Raw genomic sequence first — 26,220 nt, 5'->3', positions numbered from 1 at the left:
GCTTCCTTATGAAGTTAAGGTCTGATTGAGCAAAGTCAGTACCCGAGTGGCGTCACCTTGCTTCAGTTGATTGATGAAATCCTGATGGATAAGTTTGCGACACAGGGTGCCGATGATTTTGACCTGATCGTCTTCGCCGGTTTGCGGTATGCCGAGGCAGATCCAACAGTTAACGGCTTCGCCATCGCTGGACTGCCAGTCCACTCCGTGAGTTTTACGGGCAAACAGTACAAAGGGGTGTTCTACGCAGGCGCTTTTGCCATGGGGCACAGCGATACCTGATCCGAATCCGGTAGAATGCAGTTTTTCCCGCATCAGCAGCGTTTGTAAAAACAACTGGCGATCGGTGATCGCGCCATTCCTAAACGCCATTTCCGCGAGTTGTTTCAGAATGGAATAAGTGCTGTTGCCCTGAATATTCAGGTCAATACAACGTACCGTAAGCACTGACATAGAGAGACTCCGTTAAAACCTCTTTTCTACGATTTTAACGATGCTTTCGTATTGAGATGAGCGGCAATATGTCTGAGCGGAGTGACATAATGTGGGCTAAGCATCAACAGGCTTTGTGCACAAGGCCACATTTTGCAACGCGACGCAGAAAGAAATAATGCGCTGATAAACCTCCCGGACGCAAAAAAATGCGATATTTCTCACATTTCTCTCTTTTTATAAACTCGATATAACGTACAGAATAGGGGTGCGTAAAAAGGATGAGGGGGGCTTCAATTAACTAAATGATAATTAACGGAATTAAAAAATCACGCTTTGATAAATTTCACTTTTATATGTGATTGGTATCACAAAAATTGACCATGCAATCAGTCTGTCAATATTACTCGCCTCTGAATTTATCAGCATAATGTGATCTTCATTGCAAATAGCGGACTTGAAGTCAGGGAAAAATGTTTCCACGGGTGCTTCGGAGGAAACGCAATGAAAATTGGTATTGTCATTAGTGGGGGCGATGTGTCTGGAATAAATAATTTCATATTCCAGATTGCCCGACTCGCGGATGCAAAAATTACCTTATTCAATGGTGGTATTCCCGGCTTGCTGGAGAAAAATCATCATGACGTGGCATGGCGCGATTTGGTCGATTTTTCTATCGCGGCAATACCTCTCATTACCTCGGGAAGAACGACCCGTAAGTTGCAGCGTAGCGAATATGAAACGATCGCCAGAAAACTCAAGTCGCTGCACATTGATGTGTTAATTATGGCGGGCGGTGACGGCAGTTTACAGTTTCTCAATACCCTGAGCGAATTTGATATTAATTGTTTTGGCGTGGGGATGACTATCGATAATGATGTTTATGGCAGTCATTATACGATTGGTTTTTCGACCGCCTGTGAACAGATTATTAAGGAGGTTTCTCGTTTACGAAATACGGGCAGAGCGCTACCTGGTCGTGTGTTTATGGTGGAATTATTGGGGGGGTATTGTGGTGAATTAACGCTGCAATCCGCAATTAAATGCAATGCGGATATCGCCCTGATTCCGGAATGCCAGATGTCGCTTGATGCCTTAGCGGAACGGGTAAGTCAAAAACTGACCGTCCAGAATAGCGTGATTATTCTGTGTTCAGAAGGCTACACCAGAGAATATTCTCCCGGTTTTCAGGGGGCGATTGACACCATGATAAAACAGCTCGAACCACGTATTGGCGAGCGCATTCGTAAAACGATTGTTGGTTACGGTTTACGTAATGGCGATCCGACCTGTGAAGAAATTTATCAGGGCACCATCATGGCGAGCGAAGTGGTTCGATGCATCCAGTCAGGGATGAAAAATAAAGCGATTATTATAAATCAAAGCAATAAACCTATTCCGATTGATCTCGTAAGTATGAAAAAACGTCTGGTCGATACAGAAGGACATCATTACAAACTTGCCAAACAACTCAATATTATTTGAGGAGACCTTACATGCTGAAAATTCTTTGCGTATGTGGCTGCGGCCTCGGTTCAAGTTTTGCTATTGAAATGACGGCGAAAGCGGTTTTAAAGAAACTGGAAATTCCTGCGCATATCGAACATACCACGGTATCTGAAGCAGGGGTGTTTAAATCTGACATGATCCTGACGCAAAAAACCTTTGCTGACATCTTAACGGCTGATGCCAGTGAAGAAGAAATTAAACGGGTCGTGGTTCTGAATAAGCTCACGGACAAAGACGAAATTGAAGCCAAAATCGTCGCGTTTTTAAAAGAGCGGAATCTGAAGGTAGCTCATTATGAATAGCTTCGTTGAATTCATCGTTAAAGATTTGCTCGGTCAGGCGTCGATATTAATCGCCTTTATCGCGATGCTCGGACTGATCCTACAAAAGAAATCACCGGGAAAAACCGCAGAGGGGACGTTTAAAACGCTGCTCGGTTTTTTAATCATGATGGCCGGGATCAATATTATTGTCGCCACACTGACCTTCCTGAACGATATTTTTACTCAGGGATTTGGTATGAAGGGCTACATTACCGATGTGGCTGCCATCGCCGGGTTAGCTAACCGTGAGTTGGGCTCAGAAGTGGCGTTAACCCTGATGGTGATTTTTGCCGTCAATATCATCATCGCGCGTCTGACACCGCTGAAATACATCTTCCTGACCGGACAAGCGTTGTTGTGGATGGCGACCATTGGCGCGGTCATTGGCTATAAATCGGGGCTCACCGGACTGCCGTTGATTCTGACCGGCGGGGTTTTTGGCGGCGTGATGGCGGTGCTGATGCCTGCGCTGGCGCAACCGGTGGTCAGGCGCATCACCGGCTCGGATGATGTAGCGCTGGGGCACTTTTGTACTATTGGCTATCTCGTGCAGGCGGCGGTGGCTAAAGTGGTGGGCAAAGGATCTCGCTCCACGGAAGACCTTGAATTACCCGATAATTTCAAGTTCTTACAGGATACCTATCTCGCCATGGCGGTAGTGATGGTGCCGATGTACCTCATTCCGGCGCTGGCGGCGGGTCCGGAATATATCGCCCAGTTCTCCGGCGGCGTGAACTATCTGATGTATGCCTTCACGCAGTCCATTCAGTTTGTGGCCGGTGTCTTCGTGCTCTACAGCGGCGTGCGCTTACTGCTCAACGAACTGGTTCCGGCATTTCGCGGTATCGCTATGCGTATCGTTCCGGATGCAAAGCCCGCGCTGGATTGCCCGGTTCTGTTCCCTTATGCCCCCAACGCGGTGATTGTTGGGTTCCTGGCGACCACTGTCGGTTCCATCATCGGTATGCTGGTGTTCCCGATGTTTGGTCTGGCGATGATCCTGCCGGGTCTGCTAACTAACTTTTTCGCCGGGGGGACCGCGGGCGTCTTTGGCAACGCGCTGGGCGGCCGTCGTGGCGCGATGATCGGCGGCGTAGTTCACGGGCTGTTCATCACCTTCCTGCCTGCGATTCTGGTGCCGATGCTGGAAACCTACGGTTTCACCGGCGTCACGTTCAGCGATTCTGACGTCATCAGTTCCGGCCTCGTTTTAGGCCACGCCTTCCAGAATAACTGGCTGTTTGTCGCGTTGTTCATTGTTTTTGTTGCCGCACTGGCATGGTTCGTAAACGGTAAATCCGCTAAGCCAAAAGGGGAAAATGTTCATGAGTCTGTATAATTTCAACGAGATCCTAAAAATCGGCCAGGAAAGAAATTTCAAAGCGATTGGATCCTTTAACCTGCACTGTATTGAAATGCTGCCTGCGTTTTTTAAAGCGGCGCAAAAAACGAATAGCCCGTTAATGATTCAGATTTCAACCGGGACGGCAGAATATCTGGGTTATCGCCTGCTGGTTGATGCGGTGCGTTCGCTGGCAGAGAGCGAGAATGTCCCGACCTGTCTGCATCTGGATCACTGCTCTGATATCAGCGCCATTGAGACGGCGATGAATGCCGGATTTTCCTCGGTCATGTATGACGGCTCGCACCTGGAACTGGAAGAGAATATCGGTAATACCCGCATCGTGGTGGAGATGGCCAGACCGCGCAATATTACGGTGGAAGGCGAGCTTGGGGCTATTGGTGGCTCAGAGGATGGTAAAGCAGTGGCGGCAGAGGATATCTGCTTTACGACGGTAGAAGATGCCAAACGCTTCGTTGAGGAAACGCGAGTCGACATGCTGGCGGTGTCGGTGGGGACGGTACACGGCCTGTATACCGGCAAGGCACAGATTCAACATCAGCGGCTGCAAGAGATCAGCGCCGCGACCGGTGTTCCACTGGTATTACACGGGGGAACGGGGGTGAGTGATGACGATATGCGCCTGGCCGTCACTGAAGGCATTAATAAAGTGAATGTCGGCACGGAAATGAACGTACAGTGGGTCGACCAGTGTAAAAATACCTTTGAGAAAGGCAAAGTGAATGACAGCGTACGTAAGTTTTTAATTCCGGCAAATAATGCCGTCACCCAGGTATTAATGGAAAAGATCGCGTTATTTAAATAACTCCGTTATTAATAAATGATGTTTTGTTGCCCTGTTGTCCATCAGGGCGGGGGATCGCTATGTTTGAATCTTTGAAATCGTTATGGAAAAAAGAAACACGCCCGCCGGAAGATTATGATGAACAGTCCCGTGTTCTGGCAGGAGAAATCGCCAGGCTGGAAGGTGAACTGCAGGGCAACCCGGGTAATGGTGAAATACAGAAAGCATTAATGCTGATCTATAACCGGGCGCTGTCGGTCTATGCCAAAAGCCAGACGCACCGGCAGGATATTGATTCGCTTTTTGTGCGTATAGATGAGTTGCGTAATGTTATTCGCCGGAATATTTAGCGTCGGGTTTATTAAGCGCTTAGGGAGTCGTCATGACGATAAAAGAATTACTGATCGAGGCCGATGCCATTCAGGTTGGCGTCGCGGAAAACGACTGGCAGAAGGTGATTCAACTGGCGGCCAGACCGTTGGTCGCAAAAGGGTATATTTCAGCGGAATACGGTCAGGCAGTTATCGACAACACCCTCAGTCATGGGGCGTATTATGTATTTGATGAAGGGGTTGCGATCCCCCATGCCCGTCCAGAATGTGGGGTGAAGCGCAACTGTTTTAGCATGGTGCTGTTGGATAAGCCCATTCAGTTTGCCGACAGTGAAGCCGCCGACATTGTCATTATGTTTGGTGCACAGGACAGTAATGCGCATATTGAAGAGGGCATCCGCGCCATTGTCGCCTTACTCGATAACGATGAACGCATGGCGAAGTTGCGGGCGGCACGTTCCCAGGAAGAGGTGGTCGCGTTGCTATGAAACGACACCTCTCGCCGGACTGTAAAACAGTGATTCTGATTAACGGGATCCCCGCTTCAGGTAAAAGTACCATTACTCATCAGCTCTCCGGGACCTTCAGTCTGCCATTGCTGACGATTGATGGGATCAAAGAGCCGTTTATGGCGCGCTTTACGGATATCGACCGACCTTTCAACCGGCAGTTGGGCTGTGCGGCCTATGAGGTGATCTGGTCTATTATCGGCCACGCTCCGGCGAACGTTGTCTGGCTGGTTGATGCCTGGTTTGGCTTTCAGCCTCGCGAGAGGTTGCAACAACTCTTGCAGCAGGCGGGCGTTGAGAAGGTGTTGGAAGTGTGGAATCAGATCACGCCTGAGCTGGCCGTGACGCGCTATGCCACCCGCTTACAGGATCGCAAACCGGGTCATCCCGGTGAGGAGTATCTACCCGAACTGGCGCAACTGGCAGAATGCGCCGAACCGATGCGGCTCGGGCCGGTGTTTACGGTAGATCAACAGCAAACGCTGGATATTGAATCCGTTATCGCCTGGATAGACGAACAAATAGACAAAACCTGAACGGTAGAGTGTCGTTACCCCTTCAAGGGCGCCCGCGGGCGCTTTTTTAGTGTATCCCTACCATTCGCAGCAGCGCGGTCACCACGGCGGCGGCGACGATCACCACAATCAATGGCATCTTACGCCAGGCGAGAAAGACCGCGAACGCCACGCCGAGAACGCGTGCCATGCCAGCAAAATGCTCGCCTTCATAAAAGGTGGTGGCCAGGGCGACGGAAAACAGCAGTACCGTGGCGGCATCGGATAACAGTGCCTGAGCGCGTTCAGAGAGCGCCAGGCGACTGCCCAGTCTGGCGCTGCCGAGGCGCATTAAATAGGTGCCTGCCGATAAAATGGCGATACCGACGATAAACAGCGTCATGTTACCCATTACTTTTTCCTCGTCAGTAAGCCCAGCAGGGAGAGCAGAACTGGCAGCCCGACCGGCGCGAAAGGCACGGCGGCGAGCGACACGGCGGCTCCGCTCAGGCCCCGAATCAGAGTGGTACGGTTTTTAAACGCCGGGACGACGAGAGCCAGCAGGATAGCCGGGAACACGGCGTCCAGCCCGATGGTTTCCGGGGCTGGCAGCAATTGACCCACCACGGTGCCCAGTAGGGTCCCCAGCGGCCACAGAATGGCAACGCCGAGGCCACATAGCCAGTAGGCGGCTTTGCGCTGCTCTGGGGTTTTCTGCGACAGGCCGAACACGACGCTTTCATCGTTCATAATATGGCAGCCGAAAAAACTCGCCGCGCGGGTGCCGACCAGATCCCGTACCGTCACGCCAAACGGAACATGGCGGGCGTTAACCAGTAAACCGGCTGCGGCAGCGGCTAACGGATTACCGCCGCTGGCGACAATGCCGATAAACATAAATTCGGACGCTCCTGCCAGCACACAAATAGAGAGTACAAACGGCACCCACACCGGGAAGCCATAAGCCATCGCCAGTGAACCGTAGGACATCCCAACCACGCCTACCGCCAGGCAGACCAGAAAGATTGCTTTTATCGTGTCTGCCTTCAGACAGGAGAAGAAGTGCGCCATGATTTAGCCATATCGAACGAATTTCCATTATAATGAACGCAACATCAGTGTTTGACAAGATGAACGATTCGTTCGATATAAAAAACATGGAGTCGGGTATGACACAACCCATCAGCGTGATCGCCAAAAGTCTGGTTCGCGAGCGTCAGCGGACGGGTCTGTCGCTGGCAGAAATCGCCCGACGGGCGGGGATCGCCAAGTCGACGCTTTCCCAACTGGAGGCGGGGAACGGTAATCCTAGCCTGGAAACCCTCTGGTCGCTTTGTGTGGCGCTGGATATTCCCTTTGCGCGACTGCTGGAGCCGCAGGTGCAAAAAACGCAGGTGATCCGGTGCGGTGAGGGTACGAAAGTAGTGGCTGAACAGGCGCACTATCAGGCGATTTTACTGGCTGCCTGCCCGCCTGGCGCACGGCGTGATATCTATCTGTTGTTGACCCAGCCAGGAGCCGACCGCATTTCTCAGCCGCATCCACCGGGCTCGATCGAGCATATTATTGTCACGAAGGGAAAAGCGCTGGTCGGGCTGACAGAAGCGCCAGAAGTGTTAGGTGAGGGCGACTATATTTGTTATCCCGCCGATCAGGAGCATATCTTCCAGGCGCTGGAAGCGGATACCCAGGCGATTCTGGTGGCCGAGCAGAGTTTAGCGAACCTGGAATTTCACCGTTATGGTATGCAAAAGGCTCCCCCGAATGATTACTTCTAATTATTTTTTCTCTTAATGCATATTTAATTGTTTTTATGATATTTCGTTTATTTTAGCCCTTTTGTTATATTCCTCACGAACTGAAAGCTTTCTGCGTTTACACAAAGAAAGCTGCATGTTAGTAATTGCTGGCCTGCGGCGCGGTAACAGTTGATTATTATCATCAATTGTAGCCGTTATTAAATATAAAAATAACACATACTATTTTGTTATTCATTTTGCGTATTTCTCAAAGAAATACGCTGTCCATTATTTATTTTCAAGGAGCGCAAATAAATGAGGAAATCGACGCTGGCTTTAGCAATAGGTCTGTTATTAATCGCTAATAATGGTTTTGCTAAAACGCAAAAAATGACGCTGGAACAACGGCTCGAACAATTGGAAGCGCGACTGGAGGCCGCAGAATATCGGGCGGCAAAGGCGGAAAATCAGGTTCAGCAATTACAGACCCAACAGGCAACCGAAATCCGTGAAATTAAGGCGGCACAGGGCAACACGCCAGTTAACGGCCAAACCCCTCCTGAGGAGACGAAAAAGAATGCCGCGACACCGAATCTGCTGCTTTCCGGTTATGGCGATCTGAAAATCTATGGTGACGTTGAATTCAACATGGATGCGGAAAGTAATCATGGCTTGCTGGCAATGACCAATGCCAGTGTTGACCATGACCCGACTAACGAACAGTGGAATATTAATGGCCGGATTTTACTGGGCTTTGATGGTACACGTAAGCTGGGTGAGGGTTATTATGCCGGATTCTCCGCCCAACCGCTGGGAGATATGACCGGTACGGTGAATATCGATGATGCCGTCTTCTTCTTTGGTAAAGAGAATGACTGGAAAGTGAAGGTGGGGCGCTTCGAAGCCTACGATATGTTCCCACTGAATCAGGATACCTTTGTTGAACATTCGGGGAATACCGCCAACAATCTGTATGACGACGGCAGCGGTTACATCTATATGATGAAAGAAGGCCGCGGTCGTTCTGATGCTGGCGGTAACTTCCTCGTCAGCAAGCAGGTGGATAACTGGTACTTCGAGTTAAACACTCTGCTGGAAGAAGGCATTTCACTCTATAACGATGACGAATTCCACGGCCGGAGAATGGATCAACAGAAAAACGTTGCCTATTTGCGTCCGGTTATTTCATGGTCGCAGGATGCGTTCTCGGTAGCTGCTGCGATGGAGTCGAACGTCGTCAATAACGCCTATGGCTACACCAACGCAAACGGTAAATTTGTCGATCAGTCGGACCGTACCGGTTACGGTATGACGATGACATGGAATGGTTTAAAGAGCGATCCGGAGAATGGCATGGTGGTAAACCTGAATACCGCTTATCTTGATGCCAATAATGAAAACGATTTTACCGCCGGGCTGAACGCGCTGTGGAAACGTTTTGAATTAGGTTATATCTACGCGCATAACAAAATTGATGACTTTGAAGGGGTGGTGTGTGATGACGGCTGCTGGATTAATAATAAAGGCACCTATGACATTCATACCATTCACGCGTCGTATCAGTTTGCTAATGTGATGAATATGCAAAACTTCAATATTTACCTTGGCGCATATTACTCAATTCTGGATAGCGAAGGCGATAACGTGAACGGCGACGATTCTGATAATCGTTATGGTGGTCGCGTTCGCTTTAAATATTATTTCTAAACGAAAAAGGCCCGGTAGCGCCGAGGTCTACCGGGCTCATCGATTACTCCAGATAAAACACGTTTTTCAGCTCTGCGCTCACCGGGCTGTTATCCGGATTTGCGGGCATGACGTCGCGCATATGCTTCCACCAGCGCTGACAAACGTCAGTGTTGGCAACGGCGTTCCAGCGTTCTTCGGACTCAATCTCTACGGTCGCAAACAGCAAATTACGCGGCGCATCGAGATAGATCGCGTAATGATGCGCCCCGTGCGCTTTCAGCACAGCTTCCAGCTCCGGCCAGATGGGATTATGCCGACGCTGGTACTCCTCATGTGCGTCGGCATTCACCTGCATCACGAACGCTTTGCGGATCATAATGCCTCCAGATACAGCTCGCGTACTTCGTCACGGCTGGCAGTCCGCGGGTTACACGGCGCACAAGGATCCGCCAGCGCTTTGTCCAGCCAGCCTTCGATATCCTCTTTAGTGACGCCAAGCTGGCTGAAACCAGCCGGAATACCGACACGTTTGCTTAATGCGCGGATGGCGTTGATCGCTTCCATACTTGCTGCTTCATCGCTCATACCACGGGTATCGACACCCATCGCCTGCGCGATGCGGGCAAAACGCGCCACTGCGTTCGGGCGGTTAAAGTTTTCGATAATCGGCAGCAGGATGGCGTTACAAACGCCGTGCGGCAGGTTATGCGTGGCGCCCGGCTGGTGCGCCAGGGCGTGAACCAGCCCCAGGCCGGCGCTGTTGAACGCCATCCCCGCCAGATACTGACCAAACGCCATTTGCTCGCGCGCTTCCAGGTTGTGGCCATCATCGACCGCTTTTGGCAGCCACAGGTTGATCAGGCGAATCGCTTCCAGCGCATTGGCGTCAGTCAGCGGGTGTGCACCAACAGAAACATATGCTTCCACCGCGTGGGTCAGCGCGTCCATACCGGTTGCTGCCGTCACGGAGGCCGGGATTTCCAGCATCACGCTGGCATCGTCCACGGCGATATCCGGGATAATGTTCGGATCGATGATAACCTCTTTCACCTGGCGTCCGGAGTCGATGATCACGGCGTTGCTGGTCATCTCGGCAGCGGTTCCGGCAGTGGTGTTAATGGCAACCAGCGGTACGCCTGGGTTTTTCACTTTCCCCACGCCGGAGTAAGCGGTGGAAGGCCCCGGGTTCGCGGTGAGGATTTTCACGGCTTTAGCGGTATCGATCGGGCTGCCGCCGCCAAAGGCGATGAGGTAATCACAGTTCGCGTCCTGATAAGCCGCGTAGCCTTTTTGCACCAGCGCTTCGGTCGGGTTCGGGAACACCTCATCGAACAGGTGGTACGACATTTTGTGCTCATCCAGCGCCGCAAACAGACTGTCGAGCAGGCCCAGCTTAACCAGTTGACCGTCGGTGACGATCAGCGCTTTTCCCCATTGCTTATTCGCTACGAGGTTCACCATATCGCCAATCGCGCCCGCGCCATGCAGACTGATTTTCGGAAGTGCCAGCATAAAGCTCATGTTGTTTCTCCTTAAAGTGATGATATTTCCGGCGGCAAAACTCCATGTCGCCGGAGGGATTCAGATTCGTCGTCGTTGCATCATTCGGCGGGTAAGAATTGGCAGCGAGATCACCACGATCAGCATCGCGCCGATAATGATCGACATCACGATGCCCGGCACGTTGAGCAGGCTCAGGCCGAAGGTCACCAGCCCCATCAGGAACGCTGCGATGATGACGCCGGTCATGCTGCCGGAGCCGCCGAGAATATTGACGCCACCCAGCACCGCCATTGTTACCACGGCCAGCTCCCAGCCCATCGCGATGGTGGGACGCGTACTGCCGAGTCTGGAAGTGAGCAACACGGCGGCCAGTCCCGCCATGAGTCCGACCAGAGCGAATAAAATCAGGTTGTGACGTTTCACGTTAATGCCGGAGTACCACGCGCCCACCGGGTTATTACCGATGGCGTAGGTGCGGCGACCAAAGTTCGTTTTGTGCAGCAGGAAGGTGAACACGATCGCCAGTACGATAAACAGCGCAAACTCGAACGACAGCGCGCCCCAGACGTAGCCCTGACCAAACCACGTAAAGCTTTCCGGGTAAGCATTCAGCGCCTGATCGCCGAGTAAAATGTAGGTTATGCCGCGATACAAACTCATGGTGCCGATGGTGATCACGATGGATGAGAGATTAAACCGCGTCACCAGGATGCCGTTCAGCAGCCCGCACAAGAGTCCGGTTCCCAGCCCGACGCAGACCAGCAGGGGCGTATCCATTCCCGCTGCCGCGCAGAACCCCATGGCCGTCGAACTCAGCGCCAGAGTTGACGCCACCGAGAGATCAATTTCCCGGGCGATAATCAGCATCGCCATGGGCAGCACGATGATCGCTTTTTCGGTGAAGTTGAACGTTGCGTCGGAGAGATTCCAGATATTAAGGAAGTACGGCGAGGCCAGCGCGTTGACGATAAATACCGCCAGGGTGACGGCGAACAGAAAACCCTCCCAGCACAACAGGCGTTGCCAGACCGCGCGCGTATCGGGGGCGCGTTCGATCGCTCCAGACGTCATCACTTTATTCATGAGTTCACCGCCTGTTTTTGCCGTGCCAGCGCTGCGTTGCGCAGAATTAACCGGCCTTTGTGTTTATTGCTGCGTTCGTTGAGCAGAACGGCAATCACGATCACCGCGCCGGAAATAGCCATCTGCCAGAAGGGTGAGATGCCAATGACGGGCAATGCGTTATTGATCACGCCAAGGAACAATGCGCCACACAGGCAACCGAGAACGCGACCGATTCCTCCCATTGTACTGATACCCCCAATCACACAGGCTGCCACAACCTGTAACTCAAAACCGTTAGCTACATCGACATAGGCAACAGCGAATCGGGAAATCCACAGGTAGCCGCAGAAACCGGCGAGGGCACCCGACAGGCAGAAGCTGATGAACTGCATTTTCCCGGCGTTGATCCCGGTGTAATACGCCGCAGTGGCATTCCCGCCTGCGGTGTACAGCGCTCGTCCTGTGCGGCTGTAGCGCAGGAAGTAGCTGACTACGATAACGGCGGCGATGGCGCACCAGCTCAGTACCGGCAGGCCAAGCAGAGCAAAACGAGGAAGGGCGAGGAAGCTGTCGCTCATCTGATGCGAGTTAATCCAGCCGCCGTTCGACAGCAAAAAGATAATGCCGCGATAAATGCTCATGGTACCGAGCGTGACCACTATCGCCGGGATACCTAATTTCCAGACCAGCAGACCGTTGATCATTCCCATCACCAGACCGCAGGCGGTTGCCAGTAATATCAACGCCCAGACGGGGATCTCAGGATGCTGGAAGTTGAGCAGGGCGACGATCATCCCGGTGAGCGCCAGATTGGCGGCCATCGACAGATCGATACCTTTGGTCAGTAGTACCATCATTTGCCCGAGCGCGAGGATGAGCAGAATCGAGGTGTCATTGAAGATTTCGGCCAGATTGCCAGGAGAGACAAACGACGGGACGCGACTGCCGATGGCGGCGATCATCAGGAGAATAACCACTGCCAGCAGGGCTTCGCGGTGTTTGAGCAGGCGCTGAATCATTATGCTGCCTCCTTATTGATGCCGCTGGCGGCGCTGACAATGGCCTCCGCTGTGGCTTCACCGGCGCGGTATTGCGCGACCATCAACCCTTCGTGCATGACGATAATTCTGTCTGCCATGCCCATCACTTCCGGGAGTTCAGAGGAGACCATAATCACCGCCAGCCCTTGCGCCACCAGTTCGGACATAAACTGGTGCACCGCCGCTTTTGAGCCGATATCGATGCCTTTGGTCGGTTCGTCGAGAATAATCACTTCAGGATGGGTGGCGAGCCATTTACCGATCACCACCTTTTGCTGATTGCCGCCGGAAAGCGTTTCGACCGCCTGACGCCAGCTAAACGCTTTGACCTGCAGGCGTTTAGCATAGCTGTCCGCCAGTTGCCACTCTCGCGCCGCATTGAGCACGCCACGCGGATTCAGCTTACTCAACTGCGGCAGGCTGATGTTCTCGGCGATACTCATTTCAATGATTGCCCCCTGTTTTTGTCGTTCTTCCGGCACGCAGACAATACCAGCGCGAATCGCATCGGCAGGCTGATGAAAATGAATGGCCCGTCCGTTGAGACGGATTTCACCGTGAGAAGGCCGGGATACGCCGGACAGCGCCTGCATCAACTCGGTCCGTCCTGCCCCCACCAGCCCGTAGAAACCGAGGATCTCCCCTTTTCTCAGAGTGAAATCAATGTGGGCAAATTCAGTGGGATGGCAGAGATCTTTCACCTCCAGTACTGTCTCGCCTTTCTCGCAGGCCACTTTCGGGAAAGTCTGGGTAATCGCGCGTCCTACCATCATGGCGACCATCCGCTCTTCGCTAATCTCATGGATGTCGCCGGAACTGACGAATACGCCGTCGCGTAGAATGGTGTAGTGATCCGCCAGCTCAAAGATTTCATCGAACTTATGGGAGATAAACAGAATCGCTTTGCCTTCCTGCTTCAGGCGCTCAACGATTTGATAGAACTCCAGAATTTCGTGTTGCGACAGTGCGGCGGTCGGTTCATCGAGAATCACTACCTGGGCCTCAAAGGAAAGCGCACGGGCAATGGCCACCATATGGCGCTGGGCGATGCTCAGGGTTTTCAGCGTGGCGCGCGGATCGATCTGCACCTCAAGGCGGGTGAGGATCGCCTGCGCCCGACGGTGCATTTCTGGCCAGTCGAGCTTTTTGAAAAAGCCTTTATACAGGTATTGGCCGACAAAAATATTCTCAGTCACCGACAGCTCATCGAACAGCACCGTTTCCTGATGAATCGCGGTGATGCCGACTTTATGCGCCGCTTCCGGCGTCGGGAGCTGAACAGGAATAGCCTTGTAGAGGATTTCCCCCTCATCAGGCTGATAGATGCCGGTCATGACTTTGACCAGCGTGGATTTCCCCGCGCCGTTTTCGCCCACCAGTGCGGTCACTTTGCCTGGCCAGAGATCGAGCTGCACGTTCTCAAGGGCGCGCACGCCGGGGAATATCTTGCTGATCCCATGAAGTTGCAATAAAGGGGTGGACATGTAGGTTCTCCTCTTCATGTAGTGTTGCCGGATGGCGCTAACGCTTATCCGGCCTACAAAACGTATCGGTACCCGCAGGCCGGATAAGCACAACGTCACCCGGCGGCGTGACCCAGGGATCAGAAGATTTTTGAGAACTTATCAATGTTGCTGGCATCGTAGACGAATGGCTTAGCCATCGCCCCATTGCCGTCGGCATCCAGTTGCACTTTACCCAGTTTCCCCATATTGGCTTCGGTTTTGCTGGCGGTGCCTTTAACCAGATCGTCCGCCAGATACGTCGCCGCATAGCCCAGATCGATAGGATTCCAGATCGCAAAACTTTTCGACGCGCCTGACTTCACCGCGCCCGCCATTTCGGATGGCAAACCGAGACCCGTCACATACACTTTGCCAATTTTGCCCTGATCCTTCACTGCCTGCGCCGCGGCGACAATGCCGACGGAAGACGGGGAGACGATCACTTTCAGATCCGGGTAAGATTTGAGCAGCCCTACTGCTTCGCGGTAGCTCTTGTCTGAGAGATCGTCGCCATAAGCCACGGTCACCAGGTTGATAGACGGATACTGCGGAAGCACCTTTTTCATCTCCGCAATCCAGATATTCTGGTTGGTCGACGTTGGCGTGGCGCTCAGGATCGCCACATCGCCTTTCTCCACGTTCAATGCCTTCAGCGCATCGGCGGCGAGTTTGACGTTGGTTTCGCCGATCAGGGCATTATTTGACGGGTTAAGGTGGATCTGCCGCCCCGCAGGCGCGACGCCGGAATCCCATGACACGACTTTGATACCACGCTGCATCGCTTTCTTCAGGACGGGTACAACGGCATCGGGATCGTTGGCAGAGATGGCGATCGCATCAACGCCCTGGGCGATCAGCCCATTCAATACTTCGATCTGCGCTTCAGCGGTAGTCGTGGTGGGACCGGTGTAGATCACTTTGACATCACCGATCTCTTTGGCGGCTTCCTGAGCGCCGACGTTTGCCGCTTCGAAAAATCCATTACCTAACGATTTCGCCACCAGGGCGATTTTTACTTCAGCTAAAGCGGAACCGGACAACGCCAGAGCGGCAACGGTGAGGATCAAGCTTGTCTTTATATTCATTGCTTTTACTCCACATCATGTTGATTCCCATGGGGAATGGTTTGGATTTGCAGGTGACAGAGTTCGCCCCGTCTCAGTGAGCGGGGCGCGATGTTGTTATCAATACAGTTCTAATGCACTGGCGAGCGGGGTGACGCCAAAGCGTTTACCCAGCGCGATCAGTTCTTCGCGGCTGATGGTTTGCTTCATACCGCCCATCGACAGCACTTTGACTAACACTTCGGCGGACTTCTCGGCGGTATCGATCAGTCCAAACGTTTCATCCAGCGTCGGGCCGCTGCCGAATACGCCGTGGAACGGCCACAACACCAGCGAATGTTTCTGCATTTCCTGCGCGGTGGCCTGGCCGATTTCATCGGTGCCCGGCACCATCCATGGCAGAATGCCCACGCCATCCGGGAAGACCACCAGACACTCGGTACTGCCTTCCCACAGTTTGCGGGTAAAAAGCGCGGTGCTGTTTTCCAGCACGTAGGTCAGGGCGATCAGGTTAGTGGCGTGGCAGTGCATGATCACGCGATCTTTACCTTGCGTGGTCTGGATACGTTCACAGTGCGACAGGAAGTGTGCCGGCAACTCAGAGGTGGGCACCGCCTCGTTCGTCAGCCCCCATAGAATGTGGTAGCCCGCTCCGTCGCTGTCCACTTTCACGATGCCCAAATTGGCGGCGGGATCGAGTTGTACGTTGCGGAAGAATTTACCAGAGCCGGTCACGATAAACGGCGTGTTCGCCAACAGCGGCATTGGCTGGCTCAGGGCAATGTAGCGTGGCGCAGGATGGAAATCGGCGCTGAAAGGGGCAATATCCGCGTCATCGAGACGCAGCGTCAGGTTGCCGCCATTGCGCTCGTCCCAGCCTTTCAGCCAGGCGTCGGAGGTGGCTTTAATCATCCCCTGGACAAACCAGGCGTCGAGAATATTTTGCATAAAAGGTCTACCTGTTTTAGTCAATGCCCGATGGCAATGCGCCTATCGGGCCTGCGATGTTGAATGTGTCAGTAGGCCGGATAAGCGCAGTGCCATCCGGCAATAATGTGTTAACCGCGTTTGCTCAAAATCTCTTTCTCATAGGCGCGAACGCTCTCGAGCCACTGGCTGCCAGCGGGTGTGTCATGACGCTGGCAATACATTTCCCATACCGCCTGCCACGGCAGCGATTTTTGCTCTTCCAGCAATGCTAGGCGTGCGGTGTAATCGCCACTGGCTTCCAGTTGGCGCAGATGTTCGGTGGGTTCCAGCAGGGCGCGCAGCAGCGCTTTTTTCATATTGCGGGTACCGATGACCCATGCCGCGATGCGGTTGATGGAGGCGTCGAAGAAGTCGAGACCGATGTGGACGCGGTCGAACAGGTTGTGGCGTACGATCTCGCTGGCAATCGCCTGGGTTTCATCATCCAGCAGTACCACGTGGTCACTGTCCCAACGCACCGGGCGGCTCACGTGCAGCAGCAGACGCGGCACATACAGCATGGCGGCGGAGATTTTGTCGGAGATCACTTCTGTCGGATGGAAGTGGCCCGCATCAAGGCACAGCGCGGTCTGGCGGCTGGTGGCATATCCCATGTAGAACTCGTTGGAGCCGACGGTGTAGCTTTCTGCGCCGATGCCAAAGAGTTTGCTTTCAACGGCGTCGATATGGTGCGCCGGATTCAGTTTTTCACTGATGACTTCGTCCAGCGCGTCCATCAGACGCTGACGCGGGGCCAGGCGGTCCACGGTGACATCTTTCATGCCGTCCGGGATCCAGATATTCATCACCGACGGCGTGCCCAGTTGCTCGCCAAAGTAGGCGGATACGCGGCGGCTGGCTTTGCAGTGGTCGATCCAGAACTGGCGGATTGTGTCGTCGGCATGCGCCAGCGTGAAGCCGTCAGCGCTCAGCGGATGCGAGAAGCAGGACGGGTTGAAATCCAGACCAAGTTGATGCGCTTTTGCCCACTCTACCCAGTTTTTAAAGTGTTCCGGTTTGATTTTGTCACGGGCGACCGGGGTATCGGATTCCAGATAGATGGCATGCAGGTTCAGGCGTTTAGGCCCAGGGATCAGGCTAAGCGCCTGCTCCAGATCGGCGCGTAGCTCATGGGCATTACGCGCTTTACCCGGGTAGTTACCGGTGGCCTGAATACCGCCGGTGAGCGATCCTTCCGGGTTTTCGAAACCGGCTACATCATCGCCCTGCCAGCAGTGCATTGAGACCGGCAGACGATCGAGCTGGCGCAGCGCCTCCTCGACATCAATACCTACTGCGGCGAAGCGTTGTTTCGCCAGTTCCCAGGCTTGTTCCAGTTGAGTGGTCATGCGCAAAGCTCCTTTGTCTGTCGTTTTGAATGAAATTGCGTCACATAGCGGGCAATCTCACTGTCAGGATTGGGGGTAAACGTCGTCAGGTTGTAATTAGCGGTGACCACCTGACGGAAGTCATCGACGTTGTTGAGTTCATCCAGCGTCATCAACTGGATACCGATGTTGCCGAGCGTAGAGGCTTCAACAGGCCCAGCCATGACGCGAATACCGCAGGCATCGGCGCACAGTTGGTTCAGCAGGGCGTTCTGGCAGCCACCGCCGACAATGTGCAACTGGCTGAAGGTCTCGCCGCGCAGCGTCGCCAGTTCTTTCAACACATCGGCGTACAGCAGCGCCAGACTGTCGAAAATACAGCGCGCCAGTTCTGCATCGCTATCAGGCACCGGCAGTCCGGACTCGCGACAGGCGGCCTGAATTTCAGCGCTCATGTTGCCGGGGTTGATAAAGCGATCGTCATTCGGGTTGATCAGAAAACGGCAGGCGGGCAATGCGTGCGTGGCGGCAATCAGCGCGGACAGGTCGTCCACCTGGCGCTCTTTCAGCACGCGCTGCAGCAGCCACAGACCCATGATATTTTTCAGTACCCGATAACGCCCCTCCGCGCCGCCTTCATTGGTGATGTTCGCCGCCAGCGCGGCGTCGTTGGTGTAAGGCGTTCGGCTTTCAAAGCCCATTAACGACCAGGTGCCGGAGGAGAGATACGCACTGTGTTTATCAGCCAGCGGCGAGGCGATCACCGCGCTGGCGGTGTCGTGACTGGCGACGGCCACCACGGGGATCTGATTCTTCTGCGGGCAAATCCAGTAACCAATCACGTTGCCCGGATGCGTCGGGTGACCAAACCAGGCGTTGTCTGCCCCCGTCCATGCCAGCAGCGTCTCATCCCAGTCATCGCTGTTGATGTTTACCAGTTGCGTGGTGGTAGCGTTGGTGTATTCCCAATTCAACTCCCCGGTCAGACGGAAGCTGAAGTAGTCGGGGATCAGCAAGGCATGTGCGACCTGCGAAACCCACTCCGGCTGCTGTTCAACCAGCGCACGCAGCTGGTAGAGCGTGTTGAACGGCAGAAACTGGATCCCGCTGCGTTGATAAATAGTGGTTTTACCGAGCTGTTCCTGTGCGCGTTGCATTACGCCTGTGGTGCGGCTGTCACGATAAGAAACCGGTAGCCCGACGCGTTGGCCTTGTTTATCGATCAGGACATAGTCCACGCCCCAGGTATCAATACCGATACTGTCAATGCGGATGCCTTCATCGCAGACTTTTTCCAGCCCCAGGCGAATGGCGTCTTCGAGACTGTCGAGATCCCAGGTGTCGAAACCGTCCTGCTTTTGCAGGCAGTTCGCGAAGCGATGGATTTCACGCAGCGTCAGGGTGCGATGTTCACTGTCATAGCGCGCCAGCATTACGCGTCCGCTGGAGGCACCAAGATCGACAGCGACACAATGGCGAAAAGTCATAGTGAGGTCCTTCTGAGTTTCATTAAGCCCAGTCTAAAAAACCTCGTCATGGCTCACCTTCTTGTTACTGACAGGCAAAATTGGCCGTTGGCAAGAAAGCAAAGGTGAACGTGATAACGTTCACAGTTTCCGGTAATAGGCGCGATTTCCCCTGATGTGACGCCGTCCGCATTTCCGGATCTTTCCCGTCTTTTCTTGAAAAATTGACCTTGTTTGCTCGGTTTTATGTCAAAAATTTAAGGTGAGGTGGCTAACCCTTAATTACTATTTCTGACATGTTCATTTGACCTGGATGCCATCATGACCGTACTGCACTGCGTGGATTTTTTTCCATCAGGTAAAGCGCCTGTGGCCATTGAGCCCCGCTTACCTCAGTCCGCTTTTCCAGAGCATCATCATGATTTTCATGAGATTGTGATTGTGGAACATGGCACCGGTATTCATGTATTCAATGGACAGCCCTATACCATCAGCGGCGGTACGGTTTGCTTTGTCCGCGACCATGACCGGCACTTGTATGAGCATACGGACAATCTTTGCCTGACCAATGTGCTCTACCGTTCGCCCGATGCGTTCCGCTTTCTGGCCGGGTTAGATCAGTTACTGCCGCAGGAACAGGATGGCGTGTATCCCTCTCACTGGCGGGTGAATCAGAGCGCGCTACAACAGGTGCGCCAACTGGTGGCAAAAATGGAACAGGACGGCGATGAGAGCGATCTCCCCGGCGTCGCCAATCGTGAAATTCTGTTTATGCAACTGCTGGTGCTGTTGCGCAAAAGTAGCCTGATGGAAGGGGCGGACAATAACGATGCGCGCCTGAACCAGTTGATGGCCTGGCTGGAAGATCATTTTGCGGAGGAGGTCTGCTGGGAGGCGTTGGCCGATCGCTTCTCGCTTTCCCTGCGCACGCTGCACCGCCAGTTGAAACAACAGACCGGGCTGACGCCGCAGCGCTATCTTAACCGTCTGCGCTTAATCAAAGCCCGCCATCTGTTGCGTCATAGCGATGAAAGCGTCACAGAAATCGCCTATCGCTGTGGTTTTGGCGACAGTAACCACTTTTCGACTCTGTTTCGCCGTGAATTTGACTGGTCGCCGCGCGACATTCGCCAGGGACGGGATGCGTTACTTCAGTAACGCGAATGCTATCAACGTTTTTCGCCGCCAGAATGTTAATAATCATCGATCTGTGATGCCGGAAATCTTATCCGGCCTGGGTGTTGACGTAATTTGCGGGTCGGATAAGGCGAAGCCATCATCCGGCAAGGAATATTCAGGTGGCGAATCAACTGATTCTTCTAAAAGATGACTTCTTTGCGAATGCCGGACAGGCCGTCGCTGTCGCCGATCGCTATCCGCAGGATGTGTTTGCCGAACATACGCATGATTTTTGTGAGCTGGTGATCGTCTGGCGCGGCAATGGTCTGCATGTGCTCAATGACCGTCCCTATCGCATCACCCGTGGCGATCTGTTTTATATTCGCGCCGAAGACAAGCACTCTTACACCTCCGTTAACGATCTCGTGTTACAAAACATCATCTATTGCCCGGAGCGGTTAAAGCTGAATCTGGGCTGGGAGAGCGCGATCCCGGGTTTTAACGGCACACCGCGACAGCCGCACTGGCGACTGGGCAGTGTGGGTATGACGCAGGCGCGCCAGGTGATAAGCCAGCTTGAGCATGAAAGTAACCAGCACGATCCGATCGCCAACGACATGGCGGAACTGCTCTTTGGCCAACTGGTGATGACGTTGAAGCGTCATCGCTATGCGACCGACACGCTGCCAGCGACCTCCAGCGAAACGCTGCTGGATAAACTGATTACCGCGCTGGCCGCCAGTCTGGAGCGTCCGTTTGCGCTGGATGTCTTCTGCGATCGGGAAGCGTGCAGTGAACGCGTGCTGCGCCAGCAGTTTCGTAGCCAGACCGGAATGACGATTAACCAGTATCAGCGCCAGGTTCGCGTCTGTCATGCGCAATATTTACTTCAGCACAGCCGTCTGATGATCGGTGAGATTTCGATGAAGTGTGGCTTTGAAGACAGTAATTACTTTTCTGTGGTGTTTACGCGGGAAACCGGGATGACGCCCAGTCAGTGGCGTCATCTCAGTAATTCAACGGATTAGCTTGCCATACCCAGACCGACAATGTTGGCGGCGATGATGATCACCACACATCCCAGACTCAGGACGCTGACAGGACGACGCCCGGCGTTGTTCCACTCTTTCAGTACCAGACCGACAATACCACCGCACAGCACGTAGAAACTCATGTGCAGCATCCAACTGATGTAGTCATATTGCGCCGGAATGCGCGCGTGGCCCCAGGCGTAGAAAAAGAACTGCAAATACCACATCAGGCCACCCAGCGCGGACAGCAGCACGTTGGTGATGATAAGCGATTTTGCCAGCGAGAAGTCGGCTTTTACCGACAGGTTTTTCACTTTTGCCAGACGAATAAAACAGAAACCCAGGTTGACCAACGCGCCGCCGCCCATGATCACTACATAGCTCGGCAGGGCGACATACAGCGGGTCTACACCCAGCGCCGCGGCGGCTTCATGCATCGGCTTCGCCGCGTTCATCGCAAACGACATGCCCGCGGAGAAAATGCCGCACATTACCGCCAGCAACAGCCCTTTTTTCAGGTTGAAATCTTCGGCTTTGATGCCCATTTTACGCTCTTTGAGCTGGCCCGCGCGGGTGACGATCCCGACGCCAATCAGCGCAACCAGCACCCCGAGCAGCGTCATACGCCCGCCTTCGGTGTTAATCAACACATCAAAATTGCCGTTGATGATAGGGGTCATCAGCGTACCGACAATCAGCGTAATGCCGATGGCAATGCCAATCCCCATCGACATGCCGAGGTAGCGCATGGTCAGACCGTAGTTGATATTGCCGATGCCCCACATGGCGCCGAACAGAAACACCGGCAGTAGAGTGGAAAGGCTGAATGAACTGTAGTAGGCCCAGAAGTCAGGCAGCAGCATGGCGCTGATGGTCCACGGGAGGATCAGCCACGAGACAATCCCACCGACCGACCACATGGTTTCCCATGACCACTGTTTCACTTGTTTGAACGGGGCATAGAAACAGGCTGCACTGGCCGCACCTATCAAATGCCAAAAAATACCCATCGTAATCGCGTTACTCATCACATCATCCTCATTGTTTTTATCGTCGTTTCTAGCCTTCCGACGTCATGAGTTTAAAAATTGCGCAGATGTATAACCTTTTGCCGATTGCCGCGATTTTCCCTTTCTGGCAAAGACCCGGTTAAGTGGGTGATATGGCTCACATAATCAGCAATAGACGTTAATGTAATAACCTTAGTAAAAGTACGGCATTGATAATCATTTTCAATATCATTTAATTAACTATAATGAACCAACTGCTTACGCGGCGTTAACACCCGGCCGCTCGACAATAATGGAGATGATTATGAGTTATACACTGCCATCCCTGCCGTACGCTTATGATGCGCTGGAACCGCACTTCGATAAGCAGACGATGGAAATTCACCATACCAAACACCACCAGACCTATGTAAACAACGCCAACGCGGCGCTGGAAAGTCTGCCTGAATTCGCTAACCTGTCTGCTGAAGAGCTGATCGCTAAACTGGATCAGGTACCGGCCGACAAGAAAACCGTTCTGCGTAACAATGCGGGCGGTCACGCTAACCACAGCCTGTTCTGGAAAGGCCTGAAAAAGGGCACTACCCTGCAGGGCGATCTGAAAGCGGCTATCGAACGTGATTTCGGCTCTGTTGATAACTTCAAAGCAGAATTCGAAAAAGCTGCCGCCACCCGTTTCGGTTCCGGCTGGGCCTGGCTGGTGCTGAAAGGCGACAAGCTGGCGGTCGTTTCAACCGCAAACCAGGATTCCCCGCTGATGGGTGAAGCGATTTCTGGTGCGTCTGGCTTCCCGATTGTGGGCCTGGACGTGTGGGAACACGCTTACTACCTGAAATTCCAGAACCGTCGTCCGGACTACATCAAAGAGTTCTGGAACGTGGTGAACTGGGACGAAGCGGCTGCGCGTTTCGCTGCAAAAAAATAAGTCTTATTTAACAAGACATCGCGTTTATATGACCCCGTCGGCGTGGCCGGTGGGGTTTTTTTGTGATCAAAATCGAATGAAAAACAGCGATCCACAAAAATTGAAACATTGTTTTATTGTGTGGTTGGGATCACTTTTATTATTGTGCTGAATGTCTATCGTTGACACATCTTTACATCGGAAGGTGATGGAAATGCAGATTAAACGCACGATAGAAAAAATTCCTGGTGGCATGATGCTCGTCCCTCTGTTCCTGGGCGCGTTGTGTCACACGTTCTCTCCTGACGCGGGGAAATATTTTGGCTCATTCACCAACGGGATGATCACCGGCACGGTGCCTATTCTGGCCGTGTGGTTCTTCTGCATGGGAGCCTCCATCAAGCTAAGCGCGACGGGTACCGTCCTGCGTAAGTCCGGGACGCTGGTGGTGACTAAAATTGCCGTGGCGTGGGTAGTGGCGGCGATTGCCTCGCGGATTATTCCTGAACATGGCGTGGAGGCAGGATTCTTTGCCGGGCTGTCGACACTGGCGCTGGTTGCGGCAATGGACATGACCAACGGCGGGCTGTACGCGTCCATTATGCAACAGTACGGCACCAAAGAAGAGGCCGGGGCATTTGTTCTGATGTCGCTAGAGTCCGGACCGCTGATGACGATGATCATCCTCGGTACGGCCGGGATTGCGTCGTTTGAACCGCATGTGTTTGTCGGCGCAGTGCTGCCTTTCCTGGTGGGCTTTACGCTGGGTAACCTTGACCCGGAACTGCGTGAATTCTTCAGTAAAGCCGTCCAGACGCTGATCCCTTTCTTCGCCTTTGCGCTGGGTAACACCATCGATCTGAGCGTGATAGCACAGACCGGTCTGTTGGGTATTCTGTTGGGTGTGGCGGTGATTATCGTCACCGGTATTCCGCTGATTATTGCCGATAAACTGATTGGCGGTGGCGACGGTACAGCAGGGATTGCGGCGTCCAGCTCAGCAGGGGCTGCAGTGGCGACGCCGGTACTGATCGCAGAAATGGTGCCCGCGTTTAAACCGATGGCACCGGCTGCAACTTCGCTGGTCGCCACCTCGGTGATTGTGACATCAATCCTGGTGCCGATTATCACCTCCATCTGGTCGAAGAAGGTCAAAGCAAAAGTGGCGGCAGTCGACATCCAGCATGCAGTGAAATAATACAATAATGCCGAATGGCGCTACGCTTATCCGGCTTGTTTTTGCGTCATAAAAAGGCCTGGTGAATCTCACCGGGCCTTGTCTATTAACGACCAAACACCTCATCAATCGTCCGGCAATCGTGTTCGTTCAACTCGCCGCCCGCATTGCGTGAAACCCCTGTGCAATAGCCAAACTTGCGCGATACCACCGTCTTGATGGTGGTGACGAAATCTTCGCCGATGGCATAAATCGACATGTATACGCCAATTTTCTGCTGAATGTCGCGAAGGGCCGCCAGGTCACCGGCCTTGAACGCCTCACGCGCGCTGACAAACAGCTCCGGCATCACATTGTTGAGCCCAGAGATAATCCCCGCGCCGCCAGCCAGCAGATTAGGAATAAAGTACTCGTCATAGCCTGAAAGGACGGCAAAGTCGTTACGCACGGCCTGCGTTGCCTCGATCATCCTGCGGGTATGCGACTGACAGTCAACGGTATCTTTGATCCCGGCAAAGTTCGGGAACTCGCTGGCAAGCTGGGCAACCAGATCCGGCGTTAAGTCGCTGCCGGTGCGCGGCGGGAAGTTGTAGGCAAACCATTTCCCGCTGAGCTTTTGCCCCAACTGGCGGAAGTAGCTCAGCAGTTGCTTCGGCGTTTGACCGTAGTAATAGGGTGGCAGAACCATCACTGCATCGTAGCCTGTGCGATACGCTTCCTGCGCCATCCGCAAGACATCGTGGATGCAGGTGGAGGAGACGTTAGCTACCATCTTCAATGGGCTCATGCCGCGCGCCTCGCGAATCAACAGCAGGCGTTCGTCAAGGGTGAAGGAAGCGAACTCTCCGATACTGCCCATCAGCAAAATCACGTCGATTTTTGCGTCAGTGAGGCGTTGAAGGTGTTGGCTCAGACCGTTGAGATCGATATTACCATCCTGATCCATTGGCGTAATGGAGGGGCACCAGACGCCAGCAAACTGCGTTTGACCTGTCACGTTGTTGACTCCTTATTATGAAATGCCGTTTCAAAATCACTTCCATTGATAGCATGGATATTTGCGCGTCGTGTGAACCTTGCTCTCATTTTGCGCGGTTGAGGTAAAATAATTGTGGTTAAATAAGGCAAATTGATCAGGGAGAGGGCCAGATGCGATATCCAGTAGACGTGTTCAGCGGCAAGATTCAGGACTACGCGGGAAGCCGCCCCAGTGCAATTGGCAAAATTCAGGTCGATGGCGAACTGATGCTGACGGAACTGGGTCTGGAAGGTGATGAACAGGCAGAAACGAAAATCCACGGCGGGCCCGATCGTGCGCTGTGCCATTATCCGCGCGAACATTATCTGTACTGGGCGCGGGAGTTCCCCGATCAGGCGGATCAATTCGTGGCCCCGGCGTTTGGTGAGAACCTCTCTACCGATGGCCTGACGGAACACAATGTCTATATTGGCGATATTTTCCGTTGGGGCGAAGCGCTGATTCAGGTCACACAGCCGCGCTCACCGTGCTTTAAGCTTAATTTCCACTTTGGTATTAGCGATATGGCGAGCCTGATGCAGAACTGCGGCAAAACGGGCTGGCTGTGTAGTGTGATTGCGCCAGGCATGGTGTCAGCCGATGCGCCACTGGAGCTGGTTTCCCGCGTAAGCGACGTCAGCGTACAGGAGGCGATCGCCATAGCCTGGCATATGCCTTTTGATGATGAACAGCACCATCGTTTACTGTCAGCGGCGGGGCTGTCGAAGAGCTGGACGCGAACGATGCAAAAGCGCCGTTTAAGCGGCAAAATCGAAGATCAATCCCGGCGTTTGTGGGGCAAATAAGCGCTGCTATCCGGCAACGGAAAAAATGCCTGATGGCGCAA

General features: G+C 53.4%; 27 protein-coding genes and 1 pseudogene. 14 read left to right on the top strand and 14 right to left on the bottom strand.

Annotation, left to right across the window (positions count from 1 at the left end; translation table 11 throughout):
* Positions 1-6: 6 nt before the first annotated feature.
* On the bottom strand, positions 7-453 hold the full coding sequence (locus OGW13_RS06425) for a PTS fructose transporter subunit IIA (RefSeq protein ID WP_044265178.1): 447 nt from the start codon (positions 451-453) through the stop codon (positions 7-9).
* Positions 454-936: 483 nt separating this feature from the next.
* On the opposite strand from OGW13_RS06425, the gene OGW13_RS06420 reads away from it, so the two are divergent.
* The 7 genes from OGW13_RS06420 to OGW13_RS06390 are packed head-to-tail and all read left to right on the top strand — an operon-like array spanning position 937 to position 5,788.
* Entirely contained in the window at positions 937-1,917 is a 981-nt protein-coding gene (locus tag OGW13_RS06420; RefSeq protein WP_044265180.1) for a 6-phosphofructokinase, read from the top strand.
* An 11-nt stretch (positions 1,918-1,928) separates the two neighbouring features.
* Positions 1,929-2,243, top strand: coding sequence for a PTS sugar transporter subunit IIB (locus OGW13_RS06415; protein WP_287115817.1), 315 nt, complete (start codon positions 1,929-1,931; stop codon positions 2,241-2,243).
* On the top strand, positions 2,236-3,603 hold the full coding sequence (locus tag OGW13_RS06410; RefSeq protein ID WP_287115816.1) for a PTS sugar transporter subunit IIC: 1,368 nt from the start codon (positions 2,236-2,238) through the stop codon (positions 3,601-3,603). The genes OGW13_RS06415 and OGW13_RS06410 overlap by 8 nt, the downstream gene beginning before the upstream one ends.
* Entirely contained in the window at positions 3,590-4,432 is an 843-nt protein-coding gene (locus OGW13_RS06405) for a class II fructose-bisphosphate aldolase (RefSeq protein WP_042998880.1), read from the top strand. Before OGW13_RS06410 ends, OGW13_RS06405 begins: the two co-directional genes overlap by 14 nt.
* Positions 4,433-4,491: 59 nt before the next feature.
* Positions 4,492-4,761 carry a hypothetical protein gene (locus OGW13_RS06400; RefSeq protein ID WP_042998881.1) on the top strand — a complete coding sequence of 90 codons (270 nt, stop codon included), beginning with the start codon at positions 4,492-4,494 and terminating at the stop codon, positions 4,759-4,761.
* 32 nt (positions 4,762-4,793) lie between these two features.
* A complete protein-coding gene (locus OGW13_RS06395) occupies positions 4,794-5,231 on the top strand; it encodes a PTS sugar transporter subunit IIA (RefSeq protein ID WP_044257193.1) in 438 nt (145 codons plus the stop codon).
* Entirely contained in the window at positions 5,228-5,788 is a 561-nt protein-coding gene (locus OGW13_RS06390; protein ID WP_044265183.1) for a P-loop nucleotide/nucleoside kinase family protein, read from the top strand. Before OGW13_RS06395 ends, OGW13_RS06390 begins: the two co-directional genes overlap by 4 nt.
* Before the next feature lie 46 nt (positions 5,789-5,834).
* Here the strand turns inward: OGW13_RS06390 and OGW13_RS06385 are convergent, their stop codons facing one another.
* Together OGW13_RS06385 and OGW13_RS06380 are read right to left on the bottom strand one after the other, a co-directional pair.
* Positions 5,835-6,158 carry an AzlD domain-containing protein gene (locus OGW13_RS06385; protein WP_287115815.1) on the bottom strand — a complete coding sequence of 108 codons (324 nt, stop codon included), beginning with the start codon at positions 6,156-6,158 and terminating at the stop codon, positions 5,835-5,837.
* Positions 6,158-6,817, bottom strand: a complete 660-nt coding sequence (locus tag OGW13_RS06380; protein WP_042998885.1) for an AzlC family ABC transporter permease — start codon at positions 6,815-6,817, stop codon at positions 6,158-6,160. Before OGW13_RS06380 ends, OGW13_RS06385 begins: the two co-directional genes overlap by 1 nt.
* Positions 6,818-6,915: 98 nt before the next feature.
* Between OGW13_RS06380 and OGW13_RS06375 the strand changes: the two are divergent.
* Both OGW13_RS06375 and OGW13_RS06370 read left to right on the top strand, forming a co-directional pair.
* Positions 6,916-7,461: pseudogene (locus OGW13_RS06375) on the top strand (helix-turn-helix domain-containing protein); the annotation flags it as partial.
* 339 nt (positions 7,462-7,800) lie between these two features.
* Positions 7,801-9,192: a carbohydrate porin gene (locus OGW13_RS06370; RefSeq protein ID WP_109739658.1), complete on the top strand. Its 1,392-nt coding sequence runs from the start codon at positions 7,801-7,803 to the stop codon at positions 9,190-9,192.
* Between the two features lie 43 nt (positions 9,193-9,235).
* On the opposite strand, the gene rhaM is transcribed toward OGW13_RS06370, so the two are convergent.
* From rhaM to rhaB, 9 genes are all read right to left on the bottom strand, one after another.
* Entirely contained in the window at positions 9,236-9,550 is a 315-nt protein-coding gene (rhaM, locus tag OGW13_RS06365; RefSeq protein WP_042998889.1) for an L-rhamnose mutarotase, read from the bottom strand.
* Positions 9,547-10,695: a lactaldehyde reductase gene (gene fucO, locus OGW13_RS06360; RefSeq protein ID WP_042998890.1), complete on the bottom strand. Its 1,149-nt coding sequence runs from the start codon at positions 10,693-10,695 to the stop codon at positions 9,547-9,549. Before fucO ends, rhaM begins: the two co-directional genes overlap by 4 nt.
* 60 nt (positions 10,696-10,755) lie before the next feature.
* Complete coding sequence (locus OGW13_RS06355) at positions 10,756-11,760, bottom strand: ABC transporter permease (protein ID WP_287115814.1); 1,005 nt, start codon at positions 11,758-11,760, stop codon at positions 10,756-10,758.
* Complete coding sequence (locus OGW13_RS06350; protein ID WP_109739657.1) at positions 11,757-12,761, bottom strand: ABC transporter permease; 1,005 nt, start codon at positions 12,759-12,761, stop codon at positions 11,757-11,759. Before OGW13_RS06350 ends, OGW13_RS06355 begins: the two co-directional genes overlap by 4 nt.
* Positions 12,761-14,266, bottom strand: a complete 1,506-nt coding sequence (locus OGW13_RS06345) for a sugar ABC transporter ATP-binding protein (RefSeq protein ID WP_058587293.1) — start codon at positions 14,264-14,266, stop codon at positions 12,761-12,763. Before OGW13_RS06345 ends, OGW13_RS06350 begins: the two co-directional genes overlap by 1 nt.
* Positions 14,267-14,385: 119 nt before the next feature.
* A complete protein-coding gene (gene rhaS, locus OGW13_RS06340) occupies positions 14,386-15,372 on the bottom strand; it encodes a rhamnose ABC transporter substrate-binding protein (protein WP_042998894.1) in 987 nt (328 codons plus the stop codon).
* A gap of 99 nt (positions 15,373-15,471) precedes the next feature.
* Entirely contained in the window at positions 15,472-16,299 is an 828-nt protein-coding gene (rhaD, locus tag OGW13_RS06335; RefSeq protein ID WP_042998895.1) for a rhamnulose-1-phosphate aldolase, read from the bottom strand.
* A 110-nt stretch (positions 16,300-16,409) separates the two neighbouring features.
* Entirely contained in the window at positions 16,410-17,669 is a 1,260-nt protein-coding gene (rhaA, locus tag OGW13_RS06330) for an L-rhamnose isomerase (RefSeq protein WP_042998896.1), read from the bottom strand.
* Entirely contained in the window at positions 17,666-19,135 is a 1,470-nt protein-coding gene (rhaB, locus tag OGW13_RS06325) for a rhamnulokinase (protein WP_044265192.1), read from the bottom strand. The genes rhaA and rhaB overlap by 4 nt, the downstream gene beginning before the upstream one ends.
* 300 nt (positions 19,136-19,435) lie before the next feature.
* Here rhaB and rhaS (OGW13_RS06320) point away from each other — a divergent pair, with 300 nt between their 5' ends.
* Together rhaS (OGW13_RS06320) and rhaR are read left to right on the top strand one after the other, a co-directional pair.
* On the top strand, positions 19,436-20,272 hold the full coding sequence (rhaS, locus tag OGW13_RS06320; RefSeq protein ID WP_042998898.1) for an HTH-type transcriptional activator RhaS: 837 nt from the start codon (positions 19,436-19,438) through the stop codon (positions 20,270-20,272).
* A 140-nt stretch (positions 20,273-20,412) separates the two neighbouring features.
* On the top strand, positions 20,413-21,261 hold the full coding sequence (gene rhaR / locus OGW13_RS06315; protein ID WP_042998899.1) for an HTH-type transcriptional activator RhaR: 849 nt from the start codon (positions 20,413-20,415) through the stop codon (positions 21,259-21,261).
* Here rhaR and rhaT read toward each other — a convergent pair.
* Positions 21,258-22,292, bottom strand: a complete 1,035-nt coding sequence (rhaT, locus tag OGW13_RS06310) for an L-rhamnose/proton symporter RhaT (protein ID WP_042998900.1) — start codon at positions 22,290-22,292, stop codon at positions 21,258-21,260. The two genes, rhaR and rhaT, sit on opposite strands and share 4 nt — an antisense overlap.
* A 286-nt stretch (positions 22,293-22,578) precedes the next feature.
* On the opposite strand from rhaT, the gene sodA reads away from it, so the two are divergent.
* The gene (gene sodA / locus OGW13_RS06305) at positions 22,579-23,199 is read left to right on the top strand and encodes a superoxide dismutase [Mn] (RefSeq protein ID WP_044257452.1); all 621 of its coding nucleotides are present in this window, start codon (positions 22,579-22,581) and stop codon (positions 23,197-23,199) included.
* Between the two features lie 193 nt (positions 23,200-23,392).
* Positions 23,393-24,376 carry a 2-keto-3-deoxygluconate transporter gene (gene kdgT, locus OGW13_RS06300; RefSeq protein WP_044328279.1) on the top strand — a complete coding sequence of 328 codons (984 nt, stop codon included), beginning with the start codon at positions 23,393-23,395 and terminating at the stop codon, positions 24,374-24,376.
* An 85-nt stretch (positions 24,377-24,461) separates the two neighbouring features.
* On the opposite strand, the gene OGW13_RS06295 is transcribed toward kdgT, so the two are convergent.
* A complete protein-coding gene (locus OGW13_RS06295; protein WP_044257454.1) occupies positions 24,462-25,352 on the bottom strand; it encodes a dihydrodipicolinate synthase family protein in 891 nt (296 codons plus the stop codon).
* Positions 25,353-25,504: 152 nt separating this feature from the next.
* Between OGW13_RS06295 and yiiM the strand changes: the two genes are divergently transcribed.
* Entirely contained in the window at positions 25,505-26,179 is a 675-nt protein-coding gene (gene yiiM / locus OGW13_RS06290; protein WP_287115813.1) for a 6-hydroxyaminopurine reductase, read from the top strand.
* Positions 26,180-26,220 lie beyond the last annotated feature (41 nt).

The sequence above is a fragment of the Citrobacter sp. Ca225 genome, from assembly GCF_030337175.1.
In the GTDB taxonomy this organism is placed as follows: Bacteria; Pseudomonadota; Gammaproteobacteria; order Enterobacterales; family Enterobacteriaceae; genus Citrobacter_A; species Citrobacter_A amalonaticus.
The sequence above is the reverse complement of the archived record's forward strand: the minus strand, read 5'-3'. Positions and strand labels throughout refer to the sequence as shown.